The following is a 25,914-nucleotide window of genomic DNA, read 5'->3' as shown; positions in this document are numbered from 1 at the left end:
CTGGGTATAAAACCCGAAAAATAAACTCCGTCCCTGCGCGCGGCGACGGCCGCGCAGAAGCGAAGAAAACGCAGCGTTTCTGCTGCAAATCAGCGGATCAGGTTGAACAACGACGACGACTGCATCTGCTGGAAAATCGTTTGAGCGGCCTGCAACGAGGCCTTCTCGAGTTCGTACTGCCCGATCGCCGAGGCGTAATCCAGGTCGCGGATCGACGACAGGGTGGTCTTGAGCGTGACTTCGTTGGAGTCGAGCAGGGAATTGGCATTGTCGATGGCCGACAGCTGCGCGCCACCGGAGGCGCGCGCATCGATCATCTTCGACGATGCCTGGGCGATGTCGCGCATCGACGACTGCAGGGTGTTGATCATCGCCGCCTTCTGCGGCGGAGTCAGGGTGTCCGAGTTCAGCGCACCGACCAGGTCGTCGATGGTGGAGAACACGTCCTTGGTACCGGAGGCGCCGATCTGGAAGCTGTCGCCCACTGCCGGTGCGCCGCTGATGCGCAGGCGCACGCCGGCGGCGGTGATGTCCTCGCCTTCCTTGTAGGTGCCGGTGCCCACCACCGCATTGGTGCTGTCGCGCACTTCATAGGTAGTGGCGGCGGTGAACTGCACGCTGTAACTGCCGCCGTTCCAGCTGCCGGTGCTCGCGTCGCGGCTGAAATCCAGCAACAGCCCGGTGCCGGCATTGGCGGCATTGGCGTGCGCGTCCACGCTGCCGTCGCCGGTACGGATGCGCATGAAGATCTCGCTGCCGGGCAGGGTGTCGCTGACGAAGGTATCCGGCGCCACTTCGACCTGCTTCTGGGTCTGGTCGCCGTTGTAGACGACATTGCCGCCGCTCTTGACGAACGGAGCACTGGCGTCGGCGGTGCCGCCGAACAGGTAGCGTCCGGTGCCGTCGGTGCTGTTGGCCAGGCTCACCAGGCTGTCGCGCACTGCGGTCAACTCGGAGGCGATGGCCTTGCGATCGTCGGGGCTGAGCGAGGAGTTGTTGGCCTGCACCGCCAATTCGGTGACGCGCGCCATTTTGTCGCCGGCCTGCGACAGCGCATTTTCCTGCAGGTTGAGCCGGTTCTGCACGTTGTTGGCGTTCTCGCCGAAGCGGGTGATCGCCGCCAGGGCGCGATCCAGGCCCACGGCGGTGCCGGCCGCGACCGGGTCGTCCTTGGCGGTGACCAGGCGTTGCCCGCTGGACAGCTGCGATTCGAGCTGGTTCAGCCGCGATTGCTTGGCGGTCATCGAGGCGACCGACTGGCTGTACATCATGCTGGTGGAGATACGGTCGGTCATCAGCGTACGGCGCCCAGGATGGCTTGGAAGATGGTGTCGGCGGTGGAGATCATCTGTGCGGCGGCCTGGTAGGCCTGCTGCAGCTTCAGCATGTTGGCGGCTTCCTCGTCGAGGTTGACGCCGGAAATCGAATCACGGCTGGCCTGCGCCTGATCGTTGATCACCTTCTGCGCGTCGGCCGCGTAGTCGGCCGCGCGTGCGGCCGAACCCACCGAGGTGGTCAGGCCCGCCAGTGCGCCGTTGAGCGTGACCGTGCCGCTGTTGAGCGCCTTGGCATCGTCGATCTTGGCCAGCAGCTTGGCGTTGCCGTTGTCGCTGGAGCCGGCGCCCATCGGGCCGACCCCGAAGGTGTCCCCAGCCCTGGGCGCGCCATCGAGCACGAAGCTCCAGCCATTGGCGCTCACGGTCTGGCCGGCGGTGTAGGCGAAGGGGCCGGCGCCGTCGATGGTGTACTGGTTGGCATCGATGAACTCGATCGACGCCGGCGTCAGCAGCGCCGGATTCTGCGCGTTGGTGACCTTGACGTCGCTGATCTTGCCGGTGCCCAGGTTGGCGACCGTGGCGGTGGCCTTGACCGGGGTGGCGGCGGCGATCCGCGAGGGGTCGGTGATGGCCACCGACAGCGTGCCGGCCAACCCGGAGGTGGGCTGCAGCAGGAACTTGTCGCCATTGGCCGGGGTGCCGCCGACCACGACGCGCACGCCGTTGAGCAGCAGCGGATCGGCCGCGCTGCCGGTGCCGGTCATCGTCATCGTCGCGCCGGTGCTGGCGTTGGTGGCCTTCCACGCGCCGCCATCAAAGCTGAGCGTGACGTTCTGCCCGTCCACCGCGGCCATGTTGCCGAAGCTGGCCGTCAGCGCGGCGGTGCCGGTGTTGTTCGGGTGGGCAGCGGTGGTCGGCGCACCGATATTGAAGAAGTTGCCGCCCATCGCGCCATACAGGTCCATACCCTGTGCGTGGCCGGCGTTGAAGGTGCTGGCCATGCCGACCGCCAGACGGCCCAGTTCGGCCTGGGTCGGTTCGAGCACGTTGCTGCGGAATTCCAGCAGACCGCCGATCTGCCCCCCCAGCGAGTTGGCGCTGAGGCTGACGTTCTGGCCTTGGGTCTGCATCGCCACCTGCAGCTTGGTCGGCTGATACGGGTCGGCCACCGTGGTGAGCCTGGCCGAGGTGGTGCCTACCACCAGCGCCTGGCCGCCGGCGGTAAAGACATTCATGAAGCCGCCGTCCTGGATCACCGCGGTGCCGCCGGTGTAGCCGACCAGCTTGCTCACCAGTGCGTCGCGTTGATCGAGCAGGTCCGGCGCGGCGCTGTCGACACTGTTGCCGATGGTGCCGTTGATCTTGGCGATCTGCTGGGTCAGGCGGTTGACTTCGTCCACCGAGGAGGTCAATCCGCTGTTGACTTCATTGCTCAGGCTGTCCATCTGCCCGTTGAGCTGCTTGAAGCGGGTCGCCAGCGAACCGCCGGCGTCGAGCATGCTTTGGCGCTCGGCAGTGGAGGAGGCATTGGACGACAGCGCGCTGGTGGCGTCGAAGAAGTTCGACCACAGCCCGGCCACGTTGGTGGCGGTGTTGGAGTACAGGGCGTCCACGCGGTTGGACAGCGAAGACAGCTGCTGCAGGCGCGAGAGTTCGCCGCCGCTGTCGAGCAGCCGCGAGATGGCCAGCTGGTCGGCCACCCGGCCCACTTCGGTGATCTTGGCGCCATTGCCCACGAACGCGTAGCCCATGTCGGTGGGCGTGCGCGTTGCGAATTCCACACGTTGGCGGCTGTAGCCTTCGGTGTTGATGTTGGCGACGTTATGGCTAACGGTCGACAACGCCCGTTGGAAGGCGATCAGCGCGCTGGTCCCGGTGGACATGATGGACATGGGCGTTTACCTCAGCGACGAAGGGTGCCGAACCCGGCCGGTTCGGCGGTACTGGCATAGCGATTGGACAGATCGGCCGCCGCGTTGCCGATCGCGGCCACCGCACGGTCGATGGTCGGACCGTTGGCGATCGCCGCGATCTTGGCCGCATAGCCCGGATCGGTGGCGTAGCCAGCCTGTTGCAAGCCGCGTGCAAAACCGCGGATGTCGGTGCCGGCGCGCAGTGCCGGCTGGTAGCGGCTGTTGTTCTTCAGCAGCCGCACGTAGTCGGCGAAGCTCTCCTCGGCCGAGCCGTAGGCGCGGAAATCGGCGGTCTCGGTGGTCTTGACGCCGTTGACGTACTCGTGGGTGCCGGTGGTGACCCTGGCGCCGTTCCAGCCGGTGGCCTTGATCCCGAACAGGTTGTTGGAATCGCCGCCGTTGCCGATGCCGCGGCGGCCCCAGCCGGTTTCCAGCGCGGCCTGCGCCACCAGTGCACGCGGGTCCACGCCCAGTTCGCGCGCGGCCTTCTGGGCATGCGTCCAGATCTTGGCGACGAAGCCTTCCGGGGTGCGCTCGCCCAGGCTGGCGGCGGCGCTGCTGGCGGCGCTCGCGGTGACCGCGGCGTTGGCGTCGGCCGCGTCGCTGGCGGCCACGTCGGTCCAGCGGTCGTTGGCCGAGGGCCAGCTCAGTGCAGCCGCATCGTCGCCACCGGACTCGCCACCGCCGGTGCGCCCGGCGATCAGGTCCAGCACCTGGCTCATGCCGATGCCGCTCAGGCCACCGGTGCCGAGTCCTGCAGCCGCACCGACGACGCTGCCGATCGCCGCACCCACACCGCCTGCCGCGCCATCGCGTGCGGGCAGCGGCAACGAGGCGTCGCGCTTGCCGGCAACCAGGGCGTACGCCTTGGCCGCCTCGGCGGTGTTCAACGCGGTGTTCAACGCCGGGCCGCCGGTCTGGCCGCCCAACTGCTTGGCGATCATCGCCGACAGCCCCAGCCCCTTGCCCTCGGTCAACGCCTTGGCCATCTGCTGGTCGTACATCTCGCGGAACATCTGGTTTTCGCCCGGAAACATCGGGTCGCCGGAGCTCGCATCGCGCATGCTCTTGACCAGCATCTGCGCGAACTGTCCTTCGAGCTGACGGGAGACCTTGTCGATCTTGGCGGGATCGGCCTTGGTGCTCGGGTTGAGATCAATGGGCGAGGCTGCGATACGCATGTCAGATCACCTCTAGCTCCGCCGTCAGCGCGCCAGCCTGCTTCAGGGCTTCCAGGATGGCGACCAGGTCGCCGGGAGCCGCGCCGACTTCGTTGACCGCGCGGACGATCTGGTCGAGCGTGGTGCCGCCTTCGAACTTGAACATGCGGCTGCCTTCGGCGGTGGCGGTGATCGTCGATTGCGGCGTCACTGCGGTGCGGCCGCCGCTGAAGGCGCCCGGCTGGCTGACGTTGAGGTTCTCGCTGATTGTCACGGTGAGCGAGCCATGCGCGATGGCGGCCGGCATCACCCGCACCAGCTGGCCGATGACCACGGTACCGGTGCGTGCGTTGACCACCACCTTGGCCGGTGCATCGCCGGGCGAGAGTTCGACGTTTTCCAGTCGCGACAGCAGGCCGATGCGTGCGCCCGGATCGGTCGGCGAGCGCACCGCCACGGTCACGCCATCGACCGCACGCGCGGTGCCGGCACCGAAGCTGTTGTCGATCGCCGCGACCATGCGCGAGACGGTGGTGAAATCGTTCTGGTGCAGGTTGAGGGTGATCTCGCCGCTGCCGGCGAATACGTCCGGCAGGGCGCGCTCGACCGTGGCGCCGTTGGGAATGCGGCCGACGCTGGGAATGTTGACCGATACCCGCGAGCCGTCCTTGCCCTGCGCGCCGAAGCCGCCGACCACCAGGTTGCCCTGGGCCATCGCATAGACCTGGCCGTCGGCGCCTTTCAGCGGTGCCATCAGCAGCGAACCGCCACGCAGCGAGACCGCGTTGCCGATCGAGGAGACGGTGATGTCGATCGGCTGGCCCGGCTTGGCGAACGGCGGCAATTCGGCGTGGATGGCCACCGCGGCGACGTTTTTCAGCTGCGGATTGACGTTCGCCGGAACATTGACGCCCAGTTCGCCGAGCAGGTTCTTCAGGCTCTGCACGGTGAAGGGCGCCTGGCTGGTGCGGTCGCCGCTGCCGTCCAGGCCGACCACCAGGCCATAGCCGACCAGCGCATTGCCGCGCACGCCGCCGACCTGGGCGAGATCCTTGATGCGTTCGGCGCTGGCCGGCGCGGCGATCGCGCACAGGGCGACGGCAGCGGCGAGCAGACGCAAGGGCAGGGAAGACAGGTTCATGGTCGCAGGCTCAGTAGGGCGACAGACGGGAGTTGAAGAAGCGGCTCAACCAGCCCATGGCGTTGGACTGCGCGATGGCGCCGCGGCCGCCGTAGGCGATGCGGGCATCGGCCACCTTGCTCGAGGGCACGGTGTTGTCCGGAGCGATGTCGGCGGCGCGCACGATGCCCTGCACCTGCACCAGTTCGTCGCCCTGGGTCAGACGCAGCTGCTTCTGTCCCTGGATCACCAGGTTGCCGTTGGGCAGGCGCTGTACCACGGTGACGGTCACGCTGCCCTGCATGCGGTTGCTTTGTGCGGTGTTGCCCTTGCCGGCGAACGTGCGATCGCCGCTGGTGGAGTTGCGCAGCACGTCGGTGCCGTTGACGGTGAGCGGCACGCCCAGCAGCGTGGGGGTGCTCATGTCCACGGTGTCGGCCTTGCTGACGCTGGTATTGGCGGTGGAAGAGGCAGTGGTGCTTTCGACCAGGTTCACCGTCAGCAGATCGCCGACATCGCGGGCGCGGCGGTCGCCATACAGATTCAGGCTGGGGCCGGCGGCATAGATCGCGCCGGCGGTGGGCTGCGCCACCGGCGCAACCACCGGCACGATCGGCGCCATTTCGGCGAATGGGCGGACATCGCCGGCGGCCACGCAGCCGCCCAGCAGCGCGCTGCAGGCGATGGCGAAGCCCAGGGAGGGCAGGGAAGGCAGGCGGGACATGGCGTGGATTCCTGAGAGGTCGGTGAGCGGCGGGCCGATCAGACGTTGTTGTTCAAGTAGCCGAGCATCGAGTCGGTGGTGGAGATGGCCTTGGCGTTCATTTCGTAGGCGCGCTGGGTTTCGATCATGCTCACCAGCTCTTCCACGGTATTGACGTTGCTGCCTTCCAGCGCGCCCTGCACGGTGGTGCCCAGGCCGTTGAGACCGGGGCTGCCGTTCTGCGCTGGGCCCGACGCGGTGGTCTCGACGAACAGGTTTTCGCCCTTGGCCTGCAGGCCCGAGGGGTTGATGAAGTCGGTCAGGGTCAGCGCACCGATTTCCTGAGCCGCGGCCTGGCCGGCCAGGGTCACGCTGATGGTGCCGTCGTTGCCGATGGTCAGCGACTGCGCGCCCTCGGGAATCTGGATGCCCGGCTGCAGCGGGTAGCCGCTGTTGGTGACCAGCTCGCCCTGCGCATTGATCTGGAAGGTGCCGTCGCGGGTGTAGGCGGAGGTGCCGTCGGGCATCTGCACTTCGAAGAAGCCGCGGCCGTTGACCATCACGTCCAGCGCGCGGCCGGTCTGCTGCTGGCTGCCCTGGTCGAAGCCCTTGAAGGTGGAGACCACGCGCACGCCGGTGCCCAGCTGCAGGCCGGTCGGCAGCTGCGTCTGCGCCGAGGTCGAGCCGCCCGGTGCACGCACCTGTTGGTACAGCAAGTCCTCGAACGCGGCACGGTCGCGCTTGAAGCCGGTGGTATTGGTGTTGGCCAGGTTGTTGGAAATGACCGACATGCGCGTCTGCTGCGCATCCAGTCCGGTTTTGGCGACCCACAAAGCCTGATTCATGACCCGATTCCTCGTTAGACCCGGGGATGTGTTCCGGGTACGGGCGGGTAGATGCACGTGGCGTGCCAAATCCGCGTCGGATTTCTGCCGGGTGTGCGGTGGGTCACGCGGAGCGGGCGCGGCGGCCTGGGCGGGCAGGGCCGGCAGCGGCCAGACGGAAGCGGTGGAACCTGAGTGGCGTGGCGGGCGCGGTAAATCGTCTGCCGGTCAGCGATGTGTTAGACGACGTGTGAACCCTTGGTGCTGCGTCCGGAAAGGTTCTTGGGATTTGCCCGCTGGCATTGCCACGCAGTCAACAGCCTGATCGGTCGAGCGTGCGGTGTCCTCACCGCTCGCGGGACACGCCGCAAGTACGTCCCTGTAGGCTCGGTGGCGGCATCCATGCCGCCACACGGTCCCGCAATCGGCGATGACACCGCACCAGAGAGTTTGTCGGTTGCTGTCTCAAAGCTTGTCCATCGCTCGGCTTGCATCGAGAAGATGATGGGGTGCGCCTTCATTGTTTGCGTCTTGCGCACCGACCACCTTCGATGGTCCTTGCCCGCTCACCGTCGCGGGACCTTACGCGGCATGGATGCCGCGTAAGAGCCTACAAGGACGTACTTGCGGCGTGTCCTGCGATGGTGGGCGGGCAAGGGCCCTGCAACAAGCCACAGACCAGCCGCTCTGCAGCAAATCCGCAGGGAAAGTTCAGAGCAACAGCGTCGCCACCCGCACCCGGCCGTCACACCATCTCCAGTCAGCGTCAATCGCGTACGAACCACCCACGGGACCGCTGAAGCCAAACGAGATGGCAGCCATGTCTCCCTGGCGGCCGCCATCCAGGTGATTGGCAGAGCGGCAAGCCGACTGTTAGCCGCTCTTAGCCGCTCACCCGTAGCAGCGAATTGGACGATTGCGCGTTGTCGTCGCCGTTCTTGATGATCTTGACCTGCATTTCGAACTGCCGCTGCAGCTGGATCATTTCCACCAGCGCACCGGCCGCGTCCACATTGCTGCCCTCCAGCATGCCGCTGTTGACGGTCTTGCCGGTGGCCAGCGCGAAGGCCTGTGCCGGGTCGGTGCTGGTGTTGCGCATCAGCCCGTCCGGGCGCCGCGTCAAACGGTCGGCGGGGGCGTCGACCACCTTCATCCTGCCGACGATGGCCATGGTCTGCGGACCTTCGCCCTGCGGGATGATCGAAATGCTGCCGTCGCTGCCGATCTCCATCGCCTGGTGCGGCGGGATGGTCATCGGGTTGCCGCCCTCATCCAGCACCGCATGCCCGTTGGCGGTGACCAGCTGGCCATTGGCGGTGAGCGCAAGTTCGCCATTGCGGGTGTAGGCCTCGCTGCCGTCGGGCGATTGCACCGCCAGCCAGCGGTCCTGCTGCAGCGACACGTCCAGCGGATTGCCGGTGACCTTCTGGTGGCCCTGGCTGCGGTCGAAGCCCTGGTCCACGTGCAAGGCATCGATCCGCGACGGATATCCCTTGCCCTGGATCTTGAACGCTTCGGTATTGGCCAGCGCAGCCTTGAATCCCACCGTATCGACATTGGCGAGATTGTGCGACACGGTGCTCTGCGCCTGCAGGGAGGCGCGGGCACCGGTCATCGCAACGTAGAGGGCTTTGTCCATGGGGCACCGGGATTGGGAATTCGAGAATCGGGATTCGTAAAAGCGGGCTGTTGCTGGCGGTAAGGATGAGGGCGGCTGCTGGCATCCACTGCTCGTGATGCCAGCTTTTGCCAATCCCTAATCCCCAATCACCCCTCCCGGCTTACCGAATATTGATGATGGTCTGGGTGACCTGATCCTGGGTCGAGATCATCTGCGAGTTGGCCTGGAAGTTGCGCTGGGCCACGATCATGTTCACCAGCTGCTCGGTCAGGTCCACGGTGGAGGATTCCAGCGAACCGGACTCGATCTGGCCCAGGTCCGAGGTATCCGGGGCGCCGGTGCGTGGAGCGCCGGAGGTGTAGCTCTCGGCCCACATGTTGTTGCCCTGCGACTGCAGGCCCTGGGGGTTGACGAAGCTGCTCAGCGCGACCTGCCCCAGCGGCTTGTCGGCGCCGTTGGAGTAACGCGCGAACACCACGCCGCTGGTGTCGATGCTGATCTCGTTGAGCTTGCCGCTGGCGTAGCCGTCCTGGCGGGTGTCGCGCAGTGCGAACGCTTCGCCGTACTGGGTCGAACCGCTGACGTTGAGCTGCATGTTCAGCACGCCGGCGCCGGTGCTCGGGGTGAACGGGTCCATCGCGATGATGCCGTTGGCCGGCGTGGTCAGCGCGCCGGTGTTGGAGAACTGCAGCGTGGTCGGCGCACCGACCGCCGCGCCGTCCACATAGTTGTGCACCTGCCACTCGTTCGGGTTGGCGGTCTTGACGAAATACGAGGTCTGCACGTGGCTGACGCCCAGCGAGTCGTAGACATTGATGCCGCCGGTGGAGTGGCTATAGGTCTTGTCGTCGGCCGGGTTGAACGGGGTCACCGTCGGGGACGTGGCATTGCCGGGCAGGGTGAAGGCCAGATTGACCGTGGAGGTCGACTTGGGCGGGCTGTCGGTGGTCAGCAACTGCAGGTCCGACAGGCGGCCCACGTCGAAGCCGTTGCCACTGGGGTTGGGGGCAAACACCTGCAGGCGTGCGCCCTGCGGATTGATGACATAGCCGTTGGCGTCGGTCTGGAAGTTGCCGGCACGGGTGAACATCTTGGCGCCGTTGGACGAGACGGTGAAAAAGCCCTCGCCGGAGACCGCCAGGTCCAGGCTGCGCCCGGTGGGGTCGATATTGCCCTGCGAGAACTGCTGCGCCACGTTGCTGACCCGCACGCCCGAACCCACTGCGTTGCGCGACAGGCCGTAGCTGGTGCTCTGGAACATGTCGGCGAATTCGGCGCGCGATTCCTTGAAACCTGTGGTGTTGACGTTGGCGATGTTGTTGGAGGTGACGTTCAGGTCGGCATTGGCTGCGGTGATGCCGGACAACGAAGTATTGAAAGACATGGATGTATTCCTTTGAGTGTCGGTTGCCGGCTCAGCTGATGCGGAGCACGTTGGCGAGCGGGGCGGTACCGAGCCCCGTCAGGTTGAGGTACAGGCCCTTGGCGCCGATGGTGACGCTGTCCACCGGTGCGTCGACATAGGTGGGCAGTTTGCTCTTGGCACCGGTGGTATCGGTCTGGGTTGCGGTAATGCCGTACTTGCCTGCGGGCATGCGATTGCCGTTGGCGTCTGTGCCGTCCCAGGCGAAGGCCACCTCACCGGGCGCTGCCGAGGGCACGCTGATCTGCTTGACGAAGGTGCCGTTGGCATCGGTGATCTCGAAATTGACCGTGCCGGCGGCGGTGGAGGACACCACGCCCTTGCTCGAGCCGGTGGCGTCGATGGCCACCTGCGGCGAGGGCACCAGCACGTTGTGACCCACCAGTGCGGCGCCCTTGAGCACCTGGTCGTTGCTCATCGACGCGGAGAAATCGCCGACCTTGGTATTGAGGTCGCCGATGCCCTGCACCGTGGAGAACTGCGCCAGCTGGCCCAGGAACGCGCTGTTTTCCATGGGTTTGAGTGGGTCCTGATGCTGCAGCTGCTCGGTCATCAGTTTGAGGAAGTCGGCCTGGCCGAGTGCTTCCTCCTTCTTGGCGACGGTGCTGCTGCTGGTCAGGCCGAGGCTCTTGTAGAGATCGCTGCCGATCGTGCTCATCTGGAAGATTCCGTGGGTATGGGTCAGCTAGGGACGGATCAGCGGCCCATGGTCAGGGTCGCGAGTGCCAGTTCCTTGGCGGTGTTGAGCATTTCCACGCCGGCCTGGTAGTTGCGCGAGGCGGAAATCATGTTGACCATCTGCGAGACCGGATCCACGTCGGGCGAAAACACGTAGCCATCGGCATCGGCCAGCGGGTGGCCGGGTTCGTAGCGCCGGATCGGCGGTGCATTGGTGGTGGTGATTTCCTTGACGTTCACCGAGGTCAGGCTGGGGTCCTGGCGGCTTTGCTGGGCCTGGAAGATTGGCTCGATCGGCTTGTAGGTGGCTTCGGCCGAACCGGCCACCGAATCGGCGTTGGCCAGGTTGGAGGCGATGGTGCTCAGGCGCACCGACTGCGCGTGCAGCGCCGAACCGGCCACATCGAAAATGGGAAGGTTGCTCATGACTTATTGGCCCGTGATCGCGGTGAGCATCGAGCGCACCTTGGATTCGAGGAAGCTCAGCGACGCGCGGTATTCCAGCGCGGCGCGGCCGTAGGCGGCGCGTTCGGCGTCGGGATCGACGGTGTTGCCGTCCAGGCTGGGCTGGTCGGCTTCGCGGGTGATCTGGAACGGGTTGAGCCCGGCCGTGCCGCCCACTTCATAGTGCTTGGCATCGGTGGCCTGCATCAGGCCGCCGTCCCGCACGCCCTGGGCCGCCTTCAGCGCGGCGTCGAAGTTCAGATCCTTGGCCTTGTAGCCGGGCGTGTCCACATTGCTCAGGTTGCTGGCAATGAGCTTCATCCGTTGCTCGCGCAGCGGCAGTGCGTCGCCGTGGACGCCTAGGAAGGACGAGAAGGGATTGGACACGGTGCTCTCCCGCGAAGTGTTGCCAGGGAGAAAGCAATGTTTGTGCCAGATCGAGGTGGTACGGGATGCGGAATGCGGAGAATGATCGGCGCTGCCTACGCACGGCAGCTTGCCGTCCGGAAACGCGATGGCCAGGCTATCCGTCGCGGAATTGCTTGGTCAAACGCGACAGGCCGGAAGATTCGACAGTCCCGAGGCGCAGTCTGGCGTCGGCAGGTGTGACCTCGGAGTCGCGTGGCCGCGCTTGCCTCGACTTTCTGCTTTTGCAGCTGGGCAGCATCTTGTGGCTGCCATCGGCTCCGACCCGGCAGCCGCCTGGCCTTGCTCAGGCCGCCTCGGCAACCACTTTCAGCCGGGCCAGCACGTAATCGGCCAGTTCGTGCGCGCTGTATTTGGCCACGAAGGCATTGGCGCCGACCTGCTCGACCATGGCGTTGTTGAACACGCCCGACAGCGAGGTGTGCAGCAGCACGTACAGCCCCTGCAGGCCTGGCGTGCGCCGGATTTCCGTCGTCAGGGTGTAGCCGTCCATGGCCGGCATCTCGATGTCGGAAATGACCATGGCGTAGCGGTCGGCCGGGTTTTCGCCGGATGCGGCCACCTGCAGCAGGTGGTCCAGCGCCTGGCGGCCGTCGGAGAGCAGGGTGGCCGACACTCCGAGCTGGTCGAGCACGCTGCGGATCTGCTGGCGCGCCACCCGCGAATCGTCCACCACCAGCACCTGGAACTGCCGGTCGTAGGCGACCAGCTGCAGCGAGGGGTCCAGTTGCACGTCCTTGCTGACCTTGGCGATGTCGGCCAGCACGCTTTCCACGTCGATGACCTGGATCAGCTCGCCCTGGAAGCGCGTCACCGCCGTCAAATAAGTGGCTTCGGCGCCAAGTTCCGGCGGCGGATGAATGTCTTCCACCGCGATATTGACGATGCGTTCCACCCCGCTTACCAGGAAGCCTTGGACCGAGCGGTTGAATTCGGCCACCACCAGATAGCCGGGGCCGTTTTCGGCGTGCGAATCGCGTTCCGGGTGGCCGATGGCCAGGCCCAGGTCCAGCACCGGCACCGAGCGCCCGCGCACGTCGGCCACGCCGGCGAATTCGCTCGGCAGACCGGGCACCTGGAACAGTTCCGGGCGGCGCAGCACTTCCTGGACCTTGAAGACGTTGACGCCAAAAAGCTGGCGTCCGCCCAGCCGGAACAGCAGCAGGGCCAGTCGATTGTGGCCAGCCAGGCGGGTGCGCTGGTCGATGCGGTTGAGCAGATCGTGGGTCATGGGGCAGATATCGACAGCGCCGCCAGTAAACTTGAGGGCTTTATGGTTGATCGGGGGCGCTATCGGGATTCGGGATTCGGGAGTGGGGATTCGCTCAAGCGTCGGGATTGGGGGATTCGGGATTGGCTAGAGGCGTGATGAGCGAGTCGGTGAGACCGATTCGGTTGCTTCCAAGCCTCGGTGACAGTTGGTCGTATAGATGCGGCAGGAAAGAGCCTCGACAGCGGATCAATGAATCACCGGCCAAGCCGCTCTTACGACTCCCCAATCCCAGCAAAAAACAGGCACGCCGCTTGCATAGCCTGTCCCGTCTTCCTCCGGATCTGGTCCCATGCGCCTGCTTCTGCTTGTCATCCTGTTGGCTGCCGCTCCGGCCTGGGCCCAGAGCTATCAGTCCGTCGATTCCATCCGTGCTGCGGCGCTGGCCACGGTCGGCCCGGATGCCGAGGCCGAGGCCACGCTCGATCCGGGCCTGCGCATGCCGGCCTGCCCGATCGCGCTGCAGGCGCAGCCCACCGGTACCAATACGGTGGAGGTGGCCTGTCCGCAGCCGGCCGGCTGGCGCCTGTTCGTGCCGCTGAAGGTGCGTCGCAACCAGGACGTACTGGTGCTGCGCCGCGGCATCAGCGCTGGAGAAACCATTTCGCTGGCCGATATCAGCATCGAGAAGCGCGACGCCGCGCGGATCGTCGGTGCAGTGCTGGCCGACCCCGTGGCTGCGGTCGGCAAGAGCGCCCGGCGCATCCTGCCGGCGGGCTCGCTGCTCTCCGCCAACGATCTGGTGACCCAGCGGCTGGTCCGCCGCGGCGACACCGTGCCGCTGGTGGCGCGCAACGGTGGCCTAGAGGTGCGCATGAGCGGTCGCGCCCTGTCCGATGCGGGCGAGAACGAGCGCGTTTCGGTGGAAAATTCCTCCTCGCGACGGGTGGTGCAGGGGATCGTCGAAGCGAGCGGAACCGTTGTGGTCTCCAGGTAGAAATTCTCTATAAAGTTTTTTTTCTGGGTGCCGTTATCCCCTACGACCTGTAGAGGAGTTCCTGACATGACCCAGAAAATCGAAGGCAATCTACCGACCGCTGCCACCCTTCGTACCGCGGCCACCAGCAGCAAGATCGCTTCGGCCGGCGAAGATCGCGCGTCCCCGGTTGCCGCCACACCGCCTACCGACAGCGTCAAGCTGACCGGCGAGGCCACCAACCTGCAGAACCTGCAGCGCGAGCTTTCGCAGTCCTCGGCGATCGACACCGGTCGCGTCCAGGCAGTGAAGGAAGCCTTGCAGAACGGCAGCTACTCCATCAACCCGGATGCCATCGCCAGCCGCATGATGGATCTGAATCAGCAACTGGCGGGTTGATCCCAGCCTGAAAGGATGAACGTGAACGAGTTCCTGCAACGTCTCAGCGATGCGCTGGCCGGCGAACGCCAGGCATTACTCGAGAACGACATCGATGGGTTGATGCGACATACGCAAGACAAGCTGTCGGCACTGCGCGCGCTGGAAGCGGCGATGCCCGAGGGCGAGGAAGACCGCCTGCGCGAGCTGGCCGAAGCCAACCGTGCCAATGGCGCGCTGCTGGCACGCCGCCGCCGGGAAGTGAACTGGGCACTGCGGCACCTGGGGCGCACCGAGAGCGCGCCGTCGTACGATGCCAAGGGCCAATCCAGCGTCGTGCGCGGTGGGCGCTCACTGGCCGTCGCCTGAGCACCGGGGCGCAGTGCGCCCGTGCTTTCTAGCGGCCAAAGGAACGACTGCGCTCATCGCCGGGCGGGCGCCGGTGCGCGGAGTCGGCACGTATCACTCGTACACTCCGGCTGCTCCGCGGCGTCCACGCCCAACTGACGACTGCTCGCTACGTCCGGTAGCCGCTCTTGGCCATCCCAGGCACGCTGCATGAAGGCCTGTCCGCATCCGGCCCGATGGAGCGTCGCGGCTGCACAGATGACGGCCCCTGGGAGCCGGTATGACCCCGTTACGGAGCCGTCACCGTAGAGCCCGGCACGCGCTGGATGTGCCTGGCAAGTAGCGGTGGAACCGCGCTGCAGTGGCAGCCATCTACGACCAAGGGGCGATATGGCGCCTTGCTGGTTCGGCGTATATTGAGCCGTCCTCGCCGCAGCCTCGTCCCGTGACCGCCAAGTTCTTCCTCAATCAAGCATTGCTGCCGTCTTCGACCACGCTACGCGCCTTCGGCGACCAGATGCTGGAGGGCGTGCTGCTGTTTCGCGCCGACGGGCAACTGATCCTGGCCAACGCCATCGCGCGGCAGAGCCTGTGCAAGGAGGATCCCACCGACGACCGCAACCTGGGCGAGCGCATCTCGCAGGTGCTGCCCTCGGACGCGCTCAACCAGGCGCGCAGCAAGGGAAGCTGGACCGGCAGCCTGCCGGTGGCCGACCGTGTGGTCATCGCCCATCTGTACTACAACGAAGAGCAGGGTGTAGGCCACTTCCTGGCGCTGTTCCACAACATCGAAGGCCAGCAGGATTACGAACGCGAGCTGCAACAGCGCCATGCGGAGCTGCGTCAGGCCTATATGCGCCTGAACGGCGCGCAGGACAAACTGCTGCAGTCCGAGAAAATGGCCTCCATCGGCCAGTTGGCGGCAGGCGTTGCCCACGAGATCAATAACCCGATCGGTTACGTGCACTCCAACCTCGGCAGCCTGCAGGAATACCTGCGCAGCCTGTTCACCCTGATCGAAGCCTACGAGCGCGCGTTGCAGGCGCCCGATCCGAAGGCGCTGATTCCTGAGATCGACGAGATCCGCAACCGGGCCGACATCGACTTCATCAGCCGCGATCTGCCGCAACTGATGTCCGAGTCGCGCGAAGGCATCGAGCGGGTGACCCGCATCGTGCGCGACCTCAAGGACTTCTCGTACTCGGACCGCTCCGAGTCGTGGAAGATGGTCGACCTGCACGCCGGTCTCGAATCCACCATCAACATCATCTGGAACGAGCTCAAGTACAAGGTCACCCTGGAACGCAACTACGCCGACCTGCCGCTGGTGGAGTGTCTGCCGTCCGAGCTCAACCAGGTGTACATGAACATGCTGCTCAACGCCGGCCAGGCCATCGCCGAGCGCGGCACGATCACCGTCACCACCGGCCGCGACGAGGCCGAGAACGTGTGGATCCAGTTCCAGGACAGTGGCGCCGGCATCGCGCCGGATCTGTTGCAGCGCATCTTCGATCCGTTCTTCACCACCAAGCCGGTGGGCAGCGGTACCGGCCTGGGCCTGTCGATCTCCTACGGCATCATCAACAAGCATCACGGCCGCATCGACGTGGAAAGCGTCCCGGGGCAGGGCGCCAGCTTCCGCATCGTGCTACCGATCCGGCAGCCGAAGTAGCGCTGACGCGCTGGGATTGGGGATTGGGGATTGGGGATTCGTTGAGGAGCTGGGATTCGGCAGTCGGGATTCGTCAAAGCCAAGCTCTTGCGAATCCCGAATCCCGAATCCCTATTCCCGGCCGTTACGCAGCTCGTCATGCGTGCGGAATGCCTGGCGGATGTGCTCGCGCAGTTCGTCGTCGTTCCAGGGCTTGGTCAGGAAGCGGTAGATCGCGCCGCGGTTGATCGCTTCGGTGACAGTGGCCAGATCGGTGTAGCCGGACAGCACCAGACGCACGGTATCGGGGTAGAGCATCTTGACCCGGCCCAGGAACTCGGTACCGCTCATGTCGCTCATGCGCTGGTCGGAGAGGATCACCTGCACATCGTTGGTGGCCAGCAGGTCGAAGGCGTCGCGCACGTTGCCAGCCGCCAGGATCCGGTAGCCGTCGCGACGGAACAGGCGTACCAGCGAGCGCAGCACGTTTTCCTCGTCGTCCAGCAGCAACAGCGTACGGTCGGGGCGGCTCTCGGCGAACGATTCCGGGCGCAGGTAGCGCCGGCGCAACGCCATGCCGGCCGACTCGGCCGACATCGGTTCGCCGAACAGGTAGCCCTGGAAGATGTCGCAGTCGTTGCGGCGCAGAAAGCCCAGCTGTGCCTGCGATTCCACGCCATTGGCAATGACCGTCATACCGAGCTGGTGGCCCATGGCGATGATTGCGCGTGCGATCGCCGCCTCGCGGCTGCCGGCCGGCGCGCTCTTGATGAAGCTGCGGTCGATCTTCAGCCGGTCCACCGGGTAGCGCACCAACGCGCTGAGGCTGGAATCGCCGGTGCCGAAGTTGTCCAGGCTCAGGCTGATGCCTTCATTGCGCAGGTTGGCCATCGTCTCGTGGACGAAGTTGACGTTGTTGGTCAACGCGCTTTCGTTGATCTCCAGCGTGACGAATTGCGCCGGCACGCCAGCGGTCTGCAGCATCGCCATCACTTCGTTGAAGAAGCCAGGGCGCAGCAGCTGCAGCGTGGACACGTTGACCGCGATGCTGAAATCGTCGAAGCCCTGGTCGCGCCACAGCCGCGCCTGGCGCACCGCGTTCTGCAGCACCCATTCGCCGATCTGCACGATCACGCCCAGGCGCTCGGCGGTGCGCATGAAGCGCTCCGGCACCAGCATCCCCAGGGTCGGCGACTGCCAGCGCAGCAGCGCTTCCATGCCGACGATGCGGCCATCGCGCGCGCTCACCAGCGGCTGGTAGCGCAGGCGCAATTCGCCATGCGGAATGGCGTCGACGATCTGCCGCGCGATGATGCTCTCGCTGTGTGCGTTGGTGGCGGAATTGCGCGTGTATAGCCGCACCGTGTTGCCGCCTTCGCGCGCGGCCTGGTAGCTGGCTTCCTCGGCGTAGTCGAGCAGGGTGGACAGCGAGGTCGAGTGTTCCGGGCACAGGCTGATGCCGACCTTGCCGGTCATGAACAAGGTGTACGGCAGCACCGACAGCGGCAACTCCAGTTGCTGGCGGATCTCTTCGGCGAAATCCTCCGGCAACGGCGTATCGTCGCGGCGCACCGCCACGATCACCATCTCGTCGCTGCCGTGGCGCCACAGCCGGCCGCGCGTCCCCAGGAATTCCTGCAGCCGGCGCGCGGCCAGGGTCAACGCCTGATCGCCGACCTCGCCACTCATGTTCTCGTTGATCGAGGCGAAATGGTCGATATCGACGTGGAAGATCATCAATGGCGCGCCGCCGGAAGCGGCCGCGTCCACCAGGTGCAACAGCTCGGGGTTACCCGCGCCCAGCCGGGTCGGCTTGACGATTTCCAGTCCGGGCGGGATCACAGGGTTCCACATGACTCAACGTCCACCATCTTCGTGGACGGACTCGCCGACCGGGTGATAGGGCAGGCGCAACGTCACGCGCGTGCCTGCTCCGGGAGCCGATTCTATCGCGAGCGCACCGCCGACGGTTTGCGCACGCTCACGCATCACGATCAGCCCCAGTCCGCGCGGGCCTTCGGGCTCGAAGCCATCGCCATCGTCGCTGACTTCCAGGGCGAAACTTTCGCTATCGATCGAATGCAGGCGCATGCGCACTTCGCCTGCGCAGGCATGGCGCAGCGCGTTGGTCAGGCTTTCCTGCGCGATCCGGAAACAGGCCTGTTCGATCTCGCTGCCGGGGCGCACTTCCAGCGCCTGGATATCCAGCTCCAGCCGCACCTGCGAGGCCCGGAACAGCATTGACGCCTGCCAGCGCAATGCCGCTTCCAGGCCCAGCGCATCCAGTTGCGGCGGGCGCAACAGCATCGACAGGTTGCGCAACTTGGTCACCGTGCTGTCGGCCAGCGACACGACTTCCAGCAGGTCTTCGCGGCGCGCCTCCGGATCGGCTTCGTCCAGCGCCGCATGTGCGGACAGCTTCATCGCAGTGATCGCCTGGCCGATGTCGTCGTGCAGGTCGCGCGAAATGGCGCGGCGCTCGTCCTCCTGCAGCGAAAACAGCCGCTTGGCCATCGCCTGCAGTTCGGCGTTGCTCTCGGCCAGCGCGTCGCGCATGCGTTCGGGTTCGCTCAGATCGCGCACCACCAGCAGCTTGCAGCTCCGTCCGCCATAACGGATATCGCCGGCCGACAGGCCCGCATAGAAGGTGCTGCCGTCGCGCCGCCGCATCGCCCGTGCACTGGACACCGGCTCGTTGCGGTCGCTGCCGGCGCGCAGGTAGTCGCGCACCAGCGGCAGGTCGTTGTCGCTGACCAGGGTCTGCAGCGGTTCGCCCAGAATGGTCTCGCCCTGGAATCCGAACTGGACCGAGCCGGCCGCATTGGCATACATCACGTGTTCGTCGGCCAGGATCAGCACCCCGTCCGGCAACACCCGTACCAGCTCGCGAAACTGTTCTTCGCGCTCGCGCAACAGGCGGCGCGACTGTTCGCGCTCGCTCACGTCCTGCAGGGTGCCGTGCACATACCGCGCGCCGCCGGGGGCAGTCACGCTCTCGGCACGCAGGTGCACGGTGCGCGGTTGCGAATCGCCGCCGGTCAACGGCAGCAGCACGTCGATCTGCACCTCGCCGCCGGTGCACATGTCCTCGATCATGCGTTCGATCCGGGTCTGGGTGGCGGTATCGGAGGCGGTCAGCAGCTCTTCCAGCCGATGCTCGCGCCGATGCATCGGCACGCTGCGTCCCAGCAGGCGGTACACCGCCGGCGAAAAGCGGCCGAGGCCGGTTTCCCGATCCAGCTGCCACGAGCCCAGCCGTGCGATGCCCTGTGCTTCTTCCAGTCGCTCCAGTGCTTCGTCGCGCAGGTGTTGCGCCTGCCGCTCCTCGCTACGGTCCACGGTGACCACCAGCCGGGCAGGGCCGCTGGACAGGTGCAGCTGGTTGCTACGCACTTCCACGTGCCGTGGACCGTTGCGCGTCAGCAGGTCTTCGTTCAAGACGCAGGTGGTGTCGCCCTTGCCGCGGATCTGCGTGATGATCTCTTCCAGCCGGTCGCCATCGGCATTGGGCCAGATGGCCTGCAAGGTCTGCTGCAGGAACTCGTCGCGTTCCCAGCCGAAGAACTCCAGCGCCGCCGGGTTGGCATCGAGGATGCGCATGGTCGCCAGGTCGTAGATGAAGGCCGGGCTGGGCAGCGCCAGGAACTTGGCTTTCAGCAGCGCTTCGGACTGCGCCAGTTGCGCATGTTCGTCCACGATCTTGGTCGCGAAGCGGCGCAGGACCAGATGGATGGCGATGCTCGACAGCAGCAGGAAGCTGGCATCGGACCACCGTTCCGGGGTAGCGGCCCCGGCCAGGCTGAGCAGCCGGTTGCCCACCAGCAACCAGGCCACTCCGACCAGCAGGTACAGCCCGGTGAGGGTCCACACCCCTTGATTCAGGCGCTCGGCCAGGCGCAGGCAGGACACGGGAGGGGACGAAAACGCGGGCGCGGCGACAGGTTGGTGCATGGGTCCGCGAACGACCTTTGGAGCGGGCGATGGAACCATCTTAGCCGTAACTCGGTCCGGTTCGGTCGTACCGGAAACGGACGCCTCAACTAATCCGCCGAACGGCCGTTATCCATTGCGACCCCGAGCCAGGGGGCGATCCTTCGGAGTGTTCCAGAGTGGACTCAGGCGTCATTGCAAGCATGCTCCAGCACCCGCTGACCTCAGCGGTGGTGCTGTTGGATGCGCATGGCCAGCCCCTGGCGGCCAACCGCGTCGCGCAGTCGCTAGGGCTGCCGGCAACCCTTGCGGCATATGCCGAGGTGCTGGACAGCAGTCGCGCCCAGGTGGCGGCCGGCGGCGGCATGGCCGCCTGCGTCCTGCCCGGAACCGGCGGCGGGCGGCTGGAAGGCTGGCTGCGCGCGGTCTGCGACGAGCATGGCCAGGTGATGGCATTCACCTTGAGCATTCCCGAACCGCTGGGCGCCGATGGCACCAGTCGCTGGGAAATCGGCCTGGACAGCGCCGACCATGGGTTGTGGGACTGGGATATCCCGGCCGACGTGGTGTACCGCTCCGAACGCTGGACCCGCATGCTCGGTTACTCCGAGCAACCGCTGCCGAACAATCTCACCGCATTGTCCGGGCTGATCCATCCCGACGATCATGCGCACGTCAGCGCCGCGGTGCAGGCGCATCTGGAGGGCCACACCGATACCTACGCGGCCGAATTCCGCCTGCGTCAGCACGATGGCCAATGGCGCTGGATTCTCGATCGCGGCCGCGTCGTCTCGCGCACCGCCGATGGCCGTCCATTGCGCATGGTCGGCACCCATACCGACGTGCATCATCACAAGCTGCTCGAACAGCAACTACGCGAACAACAGGCCCAGCTCGAAGAAGCCCAGCGCATCGCCAGCATGGGCAGCTGGAGCTGGGATGCGTTGAAGGACCAGCTGTGGGTCTCGCCGGATTTCCTGCAGCAGCTCGGGATCGCCGGGCTGCGCCTGCACGGCATCCGCGACCTGCTGCGTCTGCTTGCCCGCACTTCGCTTGCGCAGCTGCGCAGTGCCTGGCGCAAGATCAAGCACGAAGGCCTGCCGGTGCATTTCGAACTGGAGGTCAACGGCCTGCTGGGCGTCAACCCGCATCATCTGCGGGTGTGGGCGCAGCCGGTGTTCGACGGCGACGGCAGCATGGTACGCGTCCTTGGCCAGTTGCAGAACGTGACCGAGCAACGCCAGACCGATGCCTTGATCCGTTGGCGGACCGAGTTGCTCAACCGCGTCTCCGCGCTGGGCAAGATCGGCGGCTGCGAAATCGAAGTCGATACCCGCCGCATGCAGTGGACCGAGGAGTGCTACCGCATCCACGGTCTGCGCAAGGAGACCATCACCCTGGAACAGGCGCTTGCGCTGTACACCCAGGATTCGCGCGACGCTTTCGAAGCGGCACTGTTGCGCATTTCCGACGGCGGCCTGCCCGAGCAACTGGAGCTGTGCTTCTATCGCAATTCCGGCCAGCGTATCTGGGTGCAGGTATTGATCGAACTGGATCGTCGCGAAGGCCTGCCGCCACGCTTCGTGGCGCTGTTCCGCGACGTGACCCGCGAGCGCGAAGCCAACGAGCGCATCGAGTTGCTGGCGCATTACGACCGCCTGACCGGCCTGCCCAACCGCTTCCTGTTGCGCGAGCAGGCCGAGAACGCCATCCGCGAAGCGCATGAGCGCGGCCAGGTGCTGGCGATGCTGCTGGTGGATCTGGACGGTTTCAAGAGCATCAACGACTCCTTCGGCCACGCCACCGGCGACACCTTGCTCAAGCTGGCCTCCACGCGCCTGCACCAGCATCTGCGCAACAGCGATTTGTTCGGCCGCTTCAGCGACGACGAATTCATCGTGTTGTTGCGCGACCTGTCCGAGCCGGAAGATGCCGGTCACGTGGCGCGCAAGCTGATCAGCGCGCTGGGCGAACCGCTGCGCAAGGATCATGTCACCCTCAAGCTCGGTGCCAGCATCGGCATCGCCCTGCAGGGCGAGGGCCTGTCCGACTTCGACAGCCTGCTGCGCGCCGCCGATGCGGCGATGTACGCGGCCAAGGAATCGGGCCGCAACACCTTCCATTACTACAGCCAGGACGTGCTGATGCGGGCGCAGCGGCGCCTGGAACTGGAGCACGCGCTGCAAGGCGCGCTCGAGCGCGAAGAATTCACCCTGGTCTACCAGCCGCTGGTCAATACCGTTGGCGATACCTCGCCGGCGATCGAAGCGTTGATGCGCTGGAATCGCCCGGGCCACGGGCTGTGCAGCCCGGCCGAGTTCATTCCCATCGCCGAGGAATGCGGCGAGATCGTGCGACTCGGCGAATGGGCCATCGGCGAGGCCTGTCGCCAGGCCGTCGTCTGGGACCGCGCCGGACTCAATTTCAGCCGTATCGCCGTCAACGTCTCGGCGGTGCAATTGCGCGAGCGCGGTTTCGCCGAGCGCGTGCTGGAGATCTGCCGCGACAACGGCTGGTCGCCATCGCGGCTGGAGCTGGAGCTGACCGAATCGGCCCTGATCCGCGACTCCGACTCGCTGCGCCGCTGCTTCGAACTGTTCGAGCAGAATGGCGTCTTGCTGGCAGTGGACGACTTCGGCACCGGCTTTTCGAACCTGCATTATCTCAATCGGTTTCCGGTGCAGCGCCTCAAGATCGACCGCAGTTTCGTGCAGGGCATGCTCGACGATGCCAACACGGCCGAGGTCACCCAGGCCATCGTGCATCTGGGCCACGCCCTGGGCATGCAGGTGGTCGCCGAGGGCGTGGAAACCGTGCAGGAAGATGCCTTGCTGCGCCAGCAGGGCTGCGATGAGATCCAGGGCTATTTCTACTCGCGCCCGCTATCGCCGCGCGATATGGCGCAATGGCTGCGCGAGGCCGAGGCCGGCATGCGGCTGGGTGCACGGCTGGTGATTGCCGGCTGACGGCTGACGCCACCGCTGACAGCCTGCCGGCGGTGGGCCAGATCTGGGCGGCGGCTTGGGCTATCGTCGATATGCACGCCCCTTAATCAGTTCGATGGGCAAGGGCAACCGTCCGAGGCAGGTGGTGAGGTCGCTATGGATGGGCGTCATGAAGCTTCATTCGTCTGCGAGGGCCGATAGCGGCCAAGCCAAACGTTTGCGCCAGCTCTTGGAGGCGCTGCCAGGACCAACCGGCACCAGGGTCCTGCCTCCCACGGAGCGAGCGAACCGGGCGCTCCCGCGCGAAAAACGCAGGTCGGATTGTCCGGAAAGTCGCCCGCTGCACGCGATCCGTCGACCGACAGCACGACGTCTTGATCCCGGGAGAAGACAAGAGCGGACACGCATCGATCTCCCACGCCGACGAGTTCCACTGCAGCGACCAGCGAGCTCCTATCAGCTGGCCAGCGTCTTCGTTTGTCGAGTAGGGGCCGAGGATGCACACAGGACCCCATTGTCCGGTCATTGCTTCGCCAGATCGACCTGTGTCGTCAGTCCGGCTTGGATTGCCGAGCGCGCGTGTCGCGCCTGGCAAGCGACCAGCACCATGACGCAGACGAAGGTTGTGTTGTCAGCCTGCGCCTGGAGCAGCGCCTCGTCACCCGTCAAGGATTGGATCGAGCGGCTTGTCGGCTGCCTGCAAGCGCGGATTGCAGGCGTGTCAAACGCGCGTCCCGGTATGTCTCGCCAGATGGCTCAGGCGGGTGCGCCCCAGCTGGGGTGACCGAGCACCAGGGTGGGGTGCTCGTTCGCGGTGGCGCCAGCGTAGGTAGATAGATCGATCAGTTCCGGTCAGATGCAGCAGAAGCGTTGCTTCGCGAGAGACCGACTCCTATCCGATCGGGCATCATCGGCAGAACCTCAGCATCGCATCTGGTCCAGGCAGTCGCTACGCGCATCCTGGATTCGTGTGAGAGGCCTCGAGTGGTCACCGCCGAAATGGCGTCATGTCGTGCGCGACACAGGTGTGCCGTATTGACGCTGCGGATCAGCAGTCCATGAATTGGATGCGATGCGTCGGCCGACCACTCGCTGTGGCCGTTTGCGCGGATGTGGAGGTGGACAGGGCAGGGCGATAACCGACTGCACTCGCTCGTCACGGTCGCGGTGCTGCTCCGCTGGTGGAGGTGGTGGAATCTGAGATCGGGCAGTCCAACAACACGGCGGGGCGCCTGCCGAGGCACGCCCCGCCGCTATCGCGTCAGCGCGCGGATGCGCTGACGGCATCGCCATCCAGGCCCAGGTCCCAGGCCACGGTTGCGAACAACAACGCGTCTTCGCTGCAATCGCGGCGCGGGTTGATCAACGCCTTGATCTCTTCGCGGGCGGCGAGTTCCAGCCGTTCCAGCGCGGCCGGCAGCCGCACCCGTCGCAGCAGCGGCTTGGCGGCGTCGCTTTGCGCGATGCGCTCGGCATGCGCGGCAGCCAAGGCGGCGGACTGCAGCGCGGCGGCGGGGGCTGCATCGATGCGCTGATCAGCACCGGTGGGCGAGGCAAGCAACGTCATAACGGACACCAGGTCGGTACGGAACGACAAATCCCCGGCGCGCCGGGGAATGTCGGGATCAGAAGTCGCGCGGCGGCATCGGTCTCAGAACAGCTCGACCGTGCCGGCACCCATGCCCTGCTGCGCCACCGGCTTGTGCGGCGGGCGTTCCCACTCCACGCGCATGTCGCGCAGGCGGTTGGACACCTTTTGCAGCGCGGCGACCAGGTCGCTGTCGTACACGCCGCCATTGCGGTGCAACAGTTCCTGCAGCGCCACCGCCTCGCGGTTGATCGCGGTCAGGCGATCCAGATGGGTGTGGATGCCGCTCAGCGTCTGCGTGGCGATATCTTCGAACTGCAGCGCGCGGACCGCTTCGGCCACGCTGCCGTCGATGGCGCGGGCGCATTCGGAGATTTCGCGCATGCCATCGCCCAACGAGGCGTTGATCTGGGCGACATTCTCCAGCATGGCGGCCGATTCGTGGCGCGCCTCGCGGGAGCGGTCCATGTGGCGCGAGGCCAACTGCGAGACCGTCTCGCGCACCTTGGCGATCGATTCCTTGGAGCTGTGCGCCAGCTTGCGGATCTGCTCGTTGAAGGTGGTGGAGCGCTCGGACAGGTTGCGCACCTCGTCGGCAACCACCGCGAAGCCGCGACCGGCTTCGCCGGCACGTGCTGCTTCGATGGCGGCGTTTAAGGCCAGCAGGTTGGTCTGGTCGGCGATCGACTTGACGTCTTCCAGCAGCGCGAAGATGCCATCCAGGTGCTGAGCCATCTCGTCGATGTGGTGCACGGTGTTGGAGCTCTGGCCGCTCACCTGTTCCAGCGCCTCCACCAACTGCTCCATGCGGGAGCTGGCATGCTGGGCGAAGCGGGCAACGTCGACGCCGGCGCTGCCGTCGTCACCGGCACGGTCGACGATGCGGGCCAGGGCCTGGCTCTGCTGGCGCGACTTGCGGTTCATCGCTTCGAAGCTGCCACCCAGACCCGAAACGGCCTGGCGGATCAGTTCGCGGGCACGCTCGACTTCCGAGCGCGAACCGTCGACTTCGTTGCTGACGAAGGTACGCAGTTCGTTGAGCAGTTGGTCCTGCTCGCGCAGGATGCGGGCCTGGTCCGGATTGCGCCGGAACTGGGAATACGTCACCCAGGCAGCGAAACCCAACCAGCTGAGGGTCATGGTCGCCAGGATCGCCCAGCGCACCGAAGCGGGCCAGTCGAATCCGACAGCGAAGGGGAACAGCAAGGTCAGAGCCAGAGGAGCGGCTAGACGGATGAGTGGACGTGAATACATGGGCGTTCTCGGCAGAGTCACGGTTGCTGTATCGGCCGTCCCCCC

At 65.9% G+C, this 25,914-nt stretch carries 22 protein-coding genes and 1 other RNA gene; 6 read left to right on the top strand and 17 right to left on the bottom strand.

Going from position 1 to position 25,914, the window contains the following annotated elements:
• Window positions 1-89: 89 nt before the first annotated feature.
• The 12 genes from flgL to LL962_RS16395 all read right to left on the bottom strand — a co-directional run bounded on the left by flgL (window position 90) and on the right by LL962_RS16395 (window position 12,820).
• Entirely contained in the window at window positions 90-1,295 is a 1,206-nt protein-coding gene (gene flgL / locus LL962_RS16450; protein ID WP_228317659.1) for a flagellar hook-associated protein FlgL, read from the bottom strand.
• The gene (gene flgK / locus LL962_RS16445) at window positions 1,295-3,169 is read right to left on the bottom strand and encodes a flagellar hook-associated protein FlgK (protein ID WP_228317658.1); all 1,875 of its coding nucleotides are present in this window, start codon (window positions 3,167-3,169) and stop codon (window positions 1,295-1,297) included. The genes flgL and flgK overlap by 1 nt, the downstream gene beginning before the upstream one ends.
• Window positions 3,170-3,180: 11 nt before the next feature.
• Entirely contained in the window at window positions 3,181-4,371 is a 1,191-nt protein-coding gene (locus LL962_RS16440; RefSeq protein WP_228317657.1) for a flagellar assembly peptidoglycan hydrolase FlgJ, read from the bottom strand.
• A gap of 1 nt (window position 4,372) precedes the next feature.
• On the bottom strand, window positions 4,373-5,491 hold the full coding sequence (locus LL962_RS16435; RefSeq protein ID WP_104588647.1) for a flagellar basal body P-ring protein FlgI: 1,119 nt from the start codon (window positions 5,489-5,491) through the stop codon (window positions 4,373-4,375).
• 10 nt (window positions 5,492-5,501) lie between these two features.
• A complete protein-coding gene (gene flgH, locus LL962_RS16430; protein WP_104588648.1) occupies window positions 5,502-6,194 on the bottom strand; it encodes a flagellar basal body L-ring protein FlgH in 693 nt (230 codons plus the stop codon).
• Window positions 6,195-6,232: 38 nt separating this feature from the next.
• Entirely contained in the window at window positions 6,233-7,018 is a 786-nt protein-coding gene (flgG, locus tag LL962_RS16425; protein ID WP_029219820.1) for a flagellar basal-body rod protein FlgG, read from the bottom strand.
• Window positions 7,019-7,880: 862 nt separating this feature from the next.
• Window positions 7,881-8,636, bottom strand: coding sequence for a flagellar basal-body rod protein FlgF (gene flgF / locus LL962_RS16420; RefSeq protein WP_104588649.1), 756 nt, complete (start codon window positions 8,634-8,636; stop codon window positions 7,881-7,883).
• Window positions 8,637-8,778: 142 nt separating this feature from the next.
• Window positions 8,779-10,002 carry a flagellar hook protein FlgE gene (flgE, locus tag LL962_RS16415; protein WP_104588650.1) on the bottom strand — a complete coding sequence of 408 codons (1,224 nt, stop codon included), beginning with the start codon at window positions 10,000-10,002 and terminating at the stop codon, window positions 8,779-8,781.
• A gap of 31 nt (window positions 10,003-10,033) precedes the next feature.
• Window positions 10,034-10,699 carry a flagellar hook assembly protein FlgD gene (locus LL962_RS16410; RefSeq protein WP_104588651.1) on the bottom strand — a complete coding sequence of 222 codons (666 nt, stop codon included), beginning with the start codon at window positions 10,697-10,699 and terminating at the stop codon, window positions 10,034-10,036.
• Window positions 10,700-10,737: 38 nt separating this feature from the next.
• On the bottom strand, window positions 10,738-11,145 hold the full coding sequence (gene flgC / locus LL962_RS16405; protein WP_005914451.1) for a flagellar basal body rod protein FlgC: 408 nt from the start codon (window positions 11,143-11,145) through the stop codon (window positions 10,738-10,740).
• A 3-nt stretch (window positions 11,146-11,148) separates the two neighbouring features.
• The gene (gene flgB / locus LL962_RS16400; protein WP_228317656.1) at window positions 11,149-11,550 is read right to left on the bottom strand and encodes a flagellar basal body rod protein FlgB; all 402 of its coding nucleotides are present in this window, start codon (window positions 11,548-11,550) and stop codon (window positions 11,149-11,151) included.
• 325 nt (window positions 11,551-11,875) lie between these two features.
• A complete protein-coding gene (locus LL962_RS16395) occupies window positions 11,876-12,820 on the bottom strand; it encodes a chemotaxis protein (protein ID WP_104541109.1) in 945 nt (314 codons plus the stop codon).
• Window positions 12,821-13,151: 331 nt separating this feature from the next.
• Here LL962_RS16395 and flgA point away from each other — a divergent pair, with 331 nt between their 5' ends.
• The 5 genes from flgA (at window position 13,152) to LL962_RS16370 (ending at window position 16,173) form a co-directional block, all read left to right on the top strand.
• A complete protein-coding gene (flgA, locus tag LL962_RS16390; protein WP_104587149.1) occupies window positions 13,152-13,796 on the top strand; it encodes a flagellar basal body P-ring formation chaperone FlgA in 645 nt (214 codons plus the stop codon).
• 66 nt (window positions 13,797-13,862) lie between these two features.
• Window positions 13,863-14,174, top strand: coding sequence for a flagellar biosynthesis anti-sigma factor FlgM (gene flgM / locus LL962_RS16385; RefSeq protein WP_039403903.1), 312 nt, complete (start codon window positions 13,863-13,865; stop codon window positions 14,172-14,174).
• A gap of 15 nt (window positions 14,175-14,189) precedes the next feature.
• Window positions 14,190-14,522 carry a flagellar protein FlgN gene (locus LL962_RS16380; protein WP_104587148.1) on the top strand — a complete coding sequence of 111 codons (333 nt, stop codon included), beginning with the start codon at window positions 14,190-14,192 and terminating at the stop codon, window positions 14,520-14,522.
• Window positions 14,523-14,610: 88 nt separating this feature from the next.
• Window positions 14,611-14,685: non-coding RNA, sX9 sRNA (locus LL962_RS16375), on the top strand.
• 261 nt (window positions 14,686-14,946) lie between these two features.
• Window positions 14,947-16,173 (top strand): ATP-binding protein, encoded by a 1,227-nt coding sequence (locus LL962_RS16370; protein ID WP_104587147.1) that lies wholly within the window; start codon window positions 14,947-14,949, stop codon window positions 16,171-16,173.
• 111 nt (window positions 16,174-16,284) lie between these two features.
• Here the strand turns inward: LL962_RS16370 and LL962_RS16365 are convergent, their stop codons facing one another.
• Both LL962_RS16365 and LL962_RS16360 read right to left on the bottom strand, forming a co-directional pair.
• Entirely contained in the window at window positions 16,285-18,006 is a 1,722-nt protein-coding gene (locus tag LL962_RS16365) for an EAL domain-containing protein (RefSeq protein WP_104587146.1), read from the bottom strand.
• A 3-nt stretch (window positions 18,007-18,009) separates the two neighbouring features.
• A complete protein-coding gene (locus LL962_RS16360; RefSeq protein WP_228317655.1) occupies window positions 18,010-20,142 on the bottom strand; it encodes a sensor histidine kinase in 2,133 nt (710 codons plus the stop codon).
• Window positions 20,143-20,261: 119 nt separating this feature from the next.
• Here LL962_RS16360 and LL962_RS16355 point away from each other — a divergent pair, with 119 nt between their 5' ends.
• Window positions 20,262-23,048, top strand: coding sequence for a bifunctional diguanylate cyclase/phosphodiesterase (locus LL962_RS16355; protein WP_228317654.1), 2,787 nt, complete (start codon window positions 20,262-20,264; stop codon window positions 23,046-23,048).
• A gap of 501 nt (window positions 23,049-23,549) precedes the next feature.
• Here LL962_RS16355 and LL962_RS16350 read toward each other — a convergent pair.
• From LL962_RS16350 to LL962_RS16340, 3 genes are all read right to left on the bottom strand, one after another.
• The gene (locus tag LL962_RS16350; protein WP_228317653.1) at window positions 23,550-23,696 is read right to left on the bottom strand and encodes a hypothetical protein; all 147 of its coding nucleotides are present in this window, start codon (window positions 23,694-23,696) and stop codon (window positions 23,550-23,552) included.
• A 592-nt stretch (window positions 23,697-24,288) separates the two neighbouring features.
• A complete protein-coding gene (locus LL962_RS16345; RefSeq protein ID WP_228317652.1) occupies window positions 24,289-24,594 on the bottom strand; it encodes a hypothetical protein in 306 nt (101 codons plus the stop codon).
• Between the two features lie 84 nt (window positions 24,595-24,678).
• Window positions 24,679-25,869, bottom strand: coding sequence for a methyl-accepting chemotaxis protein (locus LL962_RS16340; RefSeq protein WP_104587144.1), 1,191 nt, complete (start codon window positions 25,867-25,869; stop codon window positions 24,679-24,681).
• Window positions 25,870-25,914: the final 45 nt, after the last annotated feature.

It is taken from the genome of Xanthomonas sp. NCPPB 1067 (assembly GCF_020783795.1).
In the GTDB taxonomy this organism is placed as follows: domain Bacteria; phylum Pseudomonadota; class Gammaproteobacteria; order Xanthomonadales; family Xanthomonadaceae; genus Xanthomonas; species Xanthomonas melonis.
The sequence above is the reverse complement of the archived record's forward strand: the minus strand, read 5'-3'. Positions and strand labels throughout refer to the sequence as shown.

What these genes read in the sequence shown, in the direction of transcription:
- flgL (WP_228317659.1), bottom strand. Translation starts at nt 1,295, where the DNA reads ATGACCGACCGTATCTCCACCAGCATGATGTACAGCCAGTCGGTCGCC.
- flgK (WP_228317658.1), bottom strand. Translation starts at nt 3,169, where the DNA reads ATGTCCATCATGTCCACCGGGACCAGCGCGCTGATCGCCTTCCAACGG.
- LL962_RS16440 (WP_228317657.1), bottom strand. Translation starts at nt 4,371, where the DNA reads ATGCGTATCGCAGCCTCGCCCATTGATCTCAACCCGAGCACCAAGGCC.
- LL962_RS16435 (WP_104588647.1), bottom strand. Translation starts at nt 5,491, where the DNA reads ATGAACCTGTCTTCCCTGCCCTTGCGTCTGCTCGCCGCTGCCGTCGCC.
- flgH (WP_104588648.1), bottom strand. Translation starts at nt 6,194, where the DNA reads ATGTCCCGCCTGCCTTCCCTGCCCTCCCTGGGCTTCGCCATCGCCTGC.
- flgG (WP_029219820.1), bottom strand. Translation starts at nt 7,018, where the DNA reads ATGAATCAGGCTTTGTGGGTCGCCAAAACCGGACTGGATGCGCAGCAG.
- flgF (WP_104588649.1), bottom strand. Translation starts at nt 8,636, where the DNA reads ATGGACAAAGCCCTCTACGTTGCGATGACCGGTGCCCGCGCCTCCCTG.
- flgE (WP_104588650.1), bottom strand. Translation starts at nt 10,002, where the DNA reads ATGTCTTTCAATACTTCGTTGTCCGGCATCACCGCAGCCAATGCCGAC.
- LL962_RS16410 (WP_104588651.1), bottom strand. Translation starts at nt 10,699, where the DNA reads ATGAGCACGATCGGCAGCGATCTCTACAAGAGCCTCGGCCTGACCAGC.
- flgC (WP_005914451.1), bottom strand. Translation starts at nt 11,145, where the DNA reads ATGAGCAACCTTCCCATTTTCGATGTGGCCGGTTCGGCGCTGCACGCG.
- LL962_RS16395 (WP_104541109.1), bottom strand. Translation starts at nt 12,820, where the DNA reads ATGACCCACGATCTGCTCAACCGCATCGACCAGCGCACCCGCCTGGCT.
- flgA (WP_104587149.1), top strand. Translation starts at nt 13,152, where the DNA reads ATGCGCCTGCTTCTGCTTGTCATCCTGTTGGCTGCCGCTCCGGCCTGG.
- flgM (WP_039403903.1), top strand. Translation starts at nt 13,863, where the DNA reads ATGACCCAGAAAATCGAAGGCAATCTACCGACCGCTGCCACCCTTCGT.
- LL962_RS16380 (WP_104587148.1), top strand. Translation starts at nt 14,190, where the DNA reads ATGAACGTGAACGAGTTCCTGCAACGTCTCAGCGATGCGCTGGCCGGC.
- LL962_RS16365 (WP_104587146.1), bottom strand. Translation starts at nt 18,006, where the DNA reads ATGTGGAACCCTGTGATCCCGCCCGGACTGGAAATCGTCAAGCCGACC.
- LL962_RS16360 (WP_228317655.1), bottom strand. Translation starts at nt 20,142, where the DNA reads ATGGTTCCATCGCCCGCTCCAAAGGTCGTTCGCGGACCCATGCACCAA.
- LL962_RS16345 (WP_228317652.1), bottom strand. Translation starts at nt 24,594, where the DNA reads ATGACGTTGCTTGCCTCGCCCACCGGTGCTGATCAGCGCATCGATGCA.
- LL962_RS16340 (WP_104587144.1), bottom strand. Translation starts at nt 25,869, where the DNA reads ATGTATTCACGTCCACTCATCCGTCTAGCCGCTCCTCTGGCTCTGACC.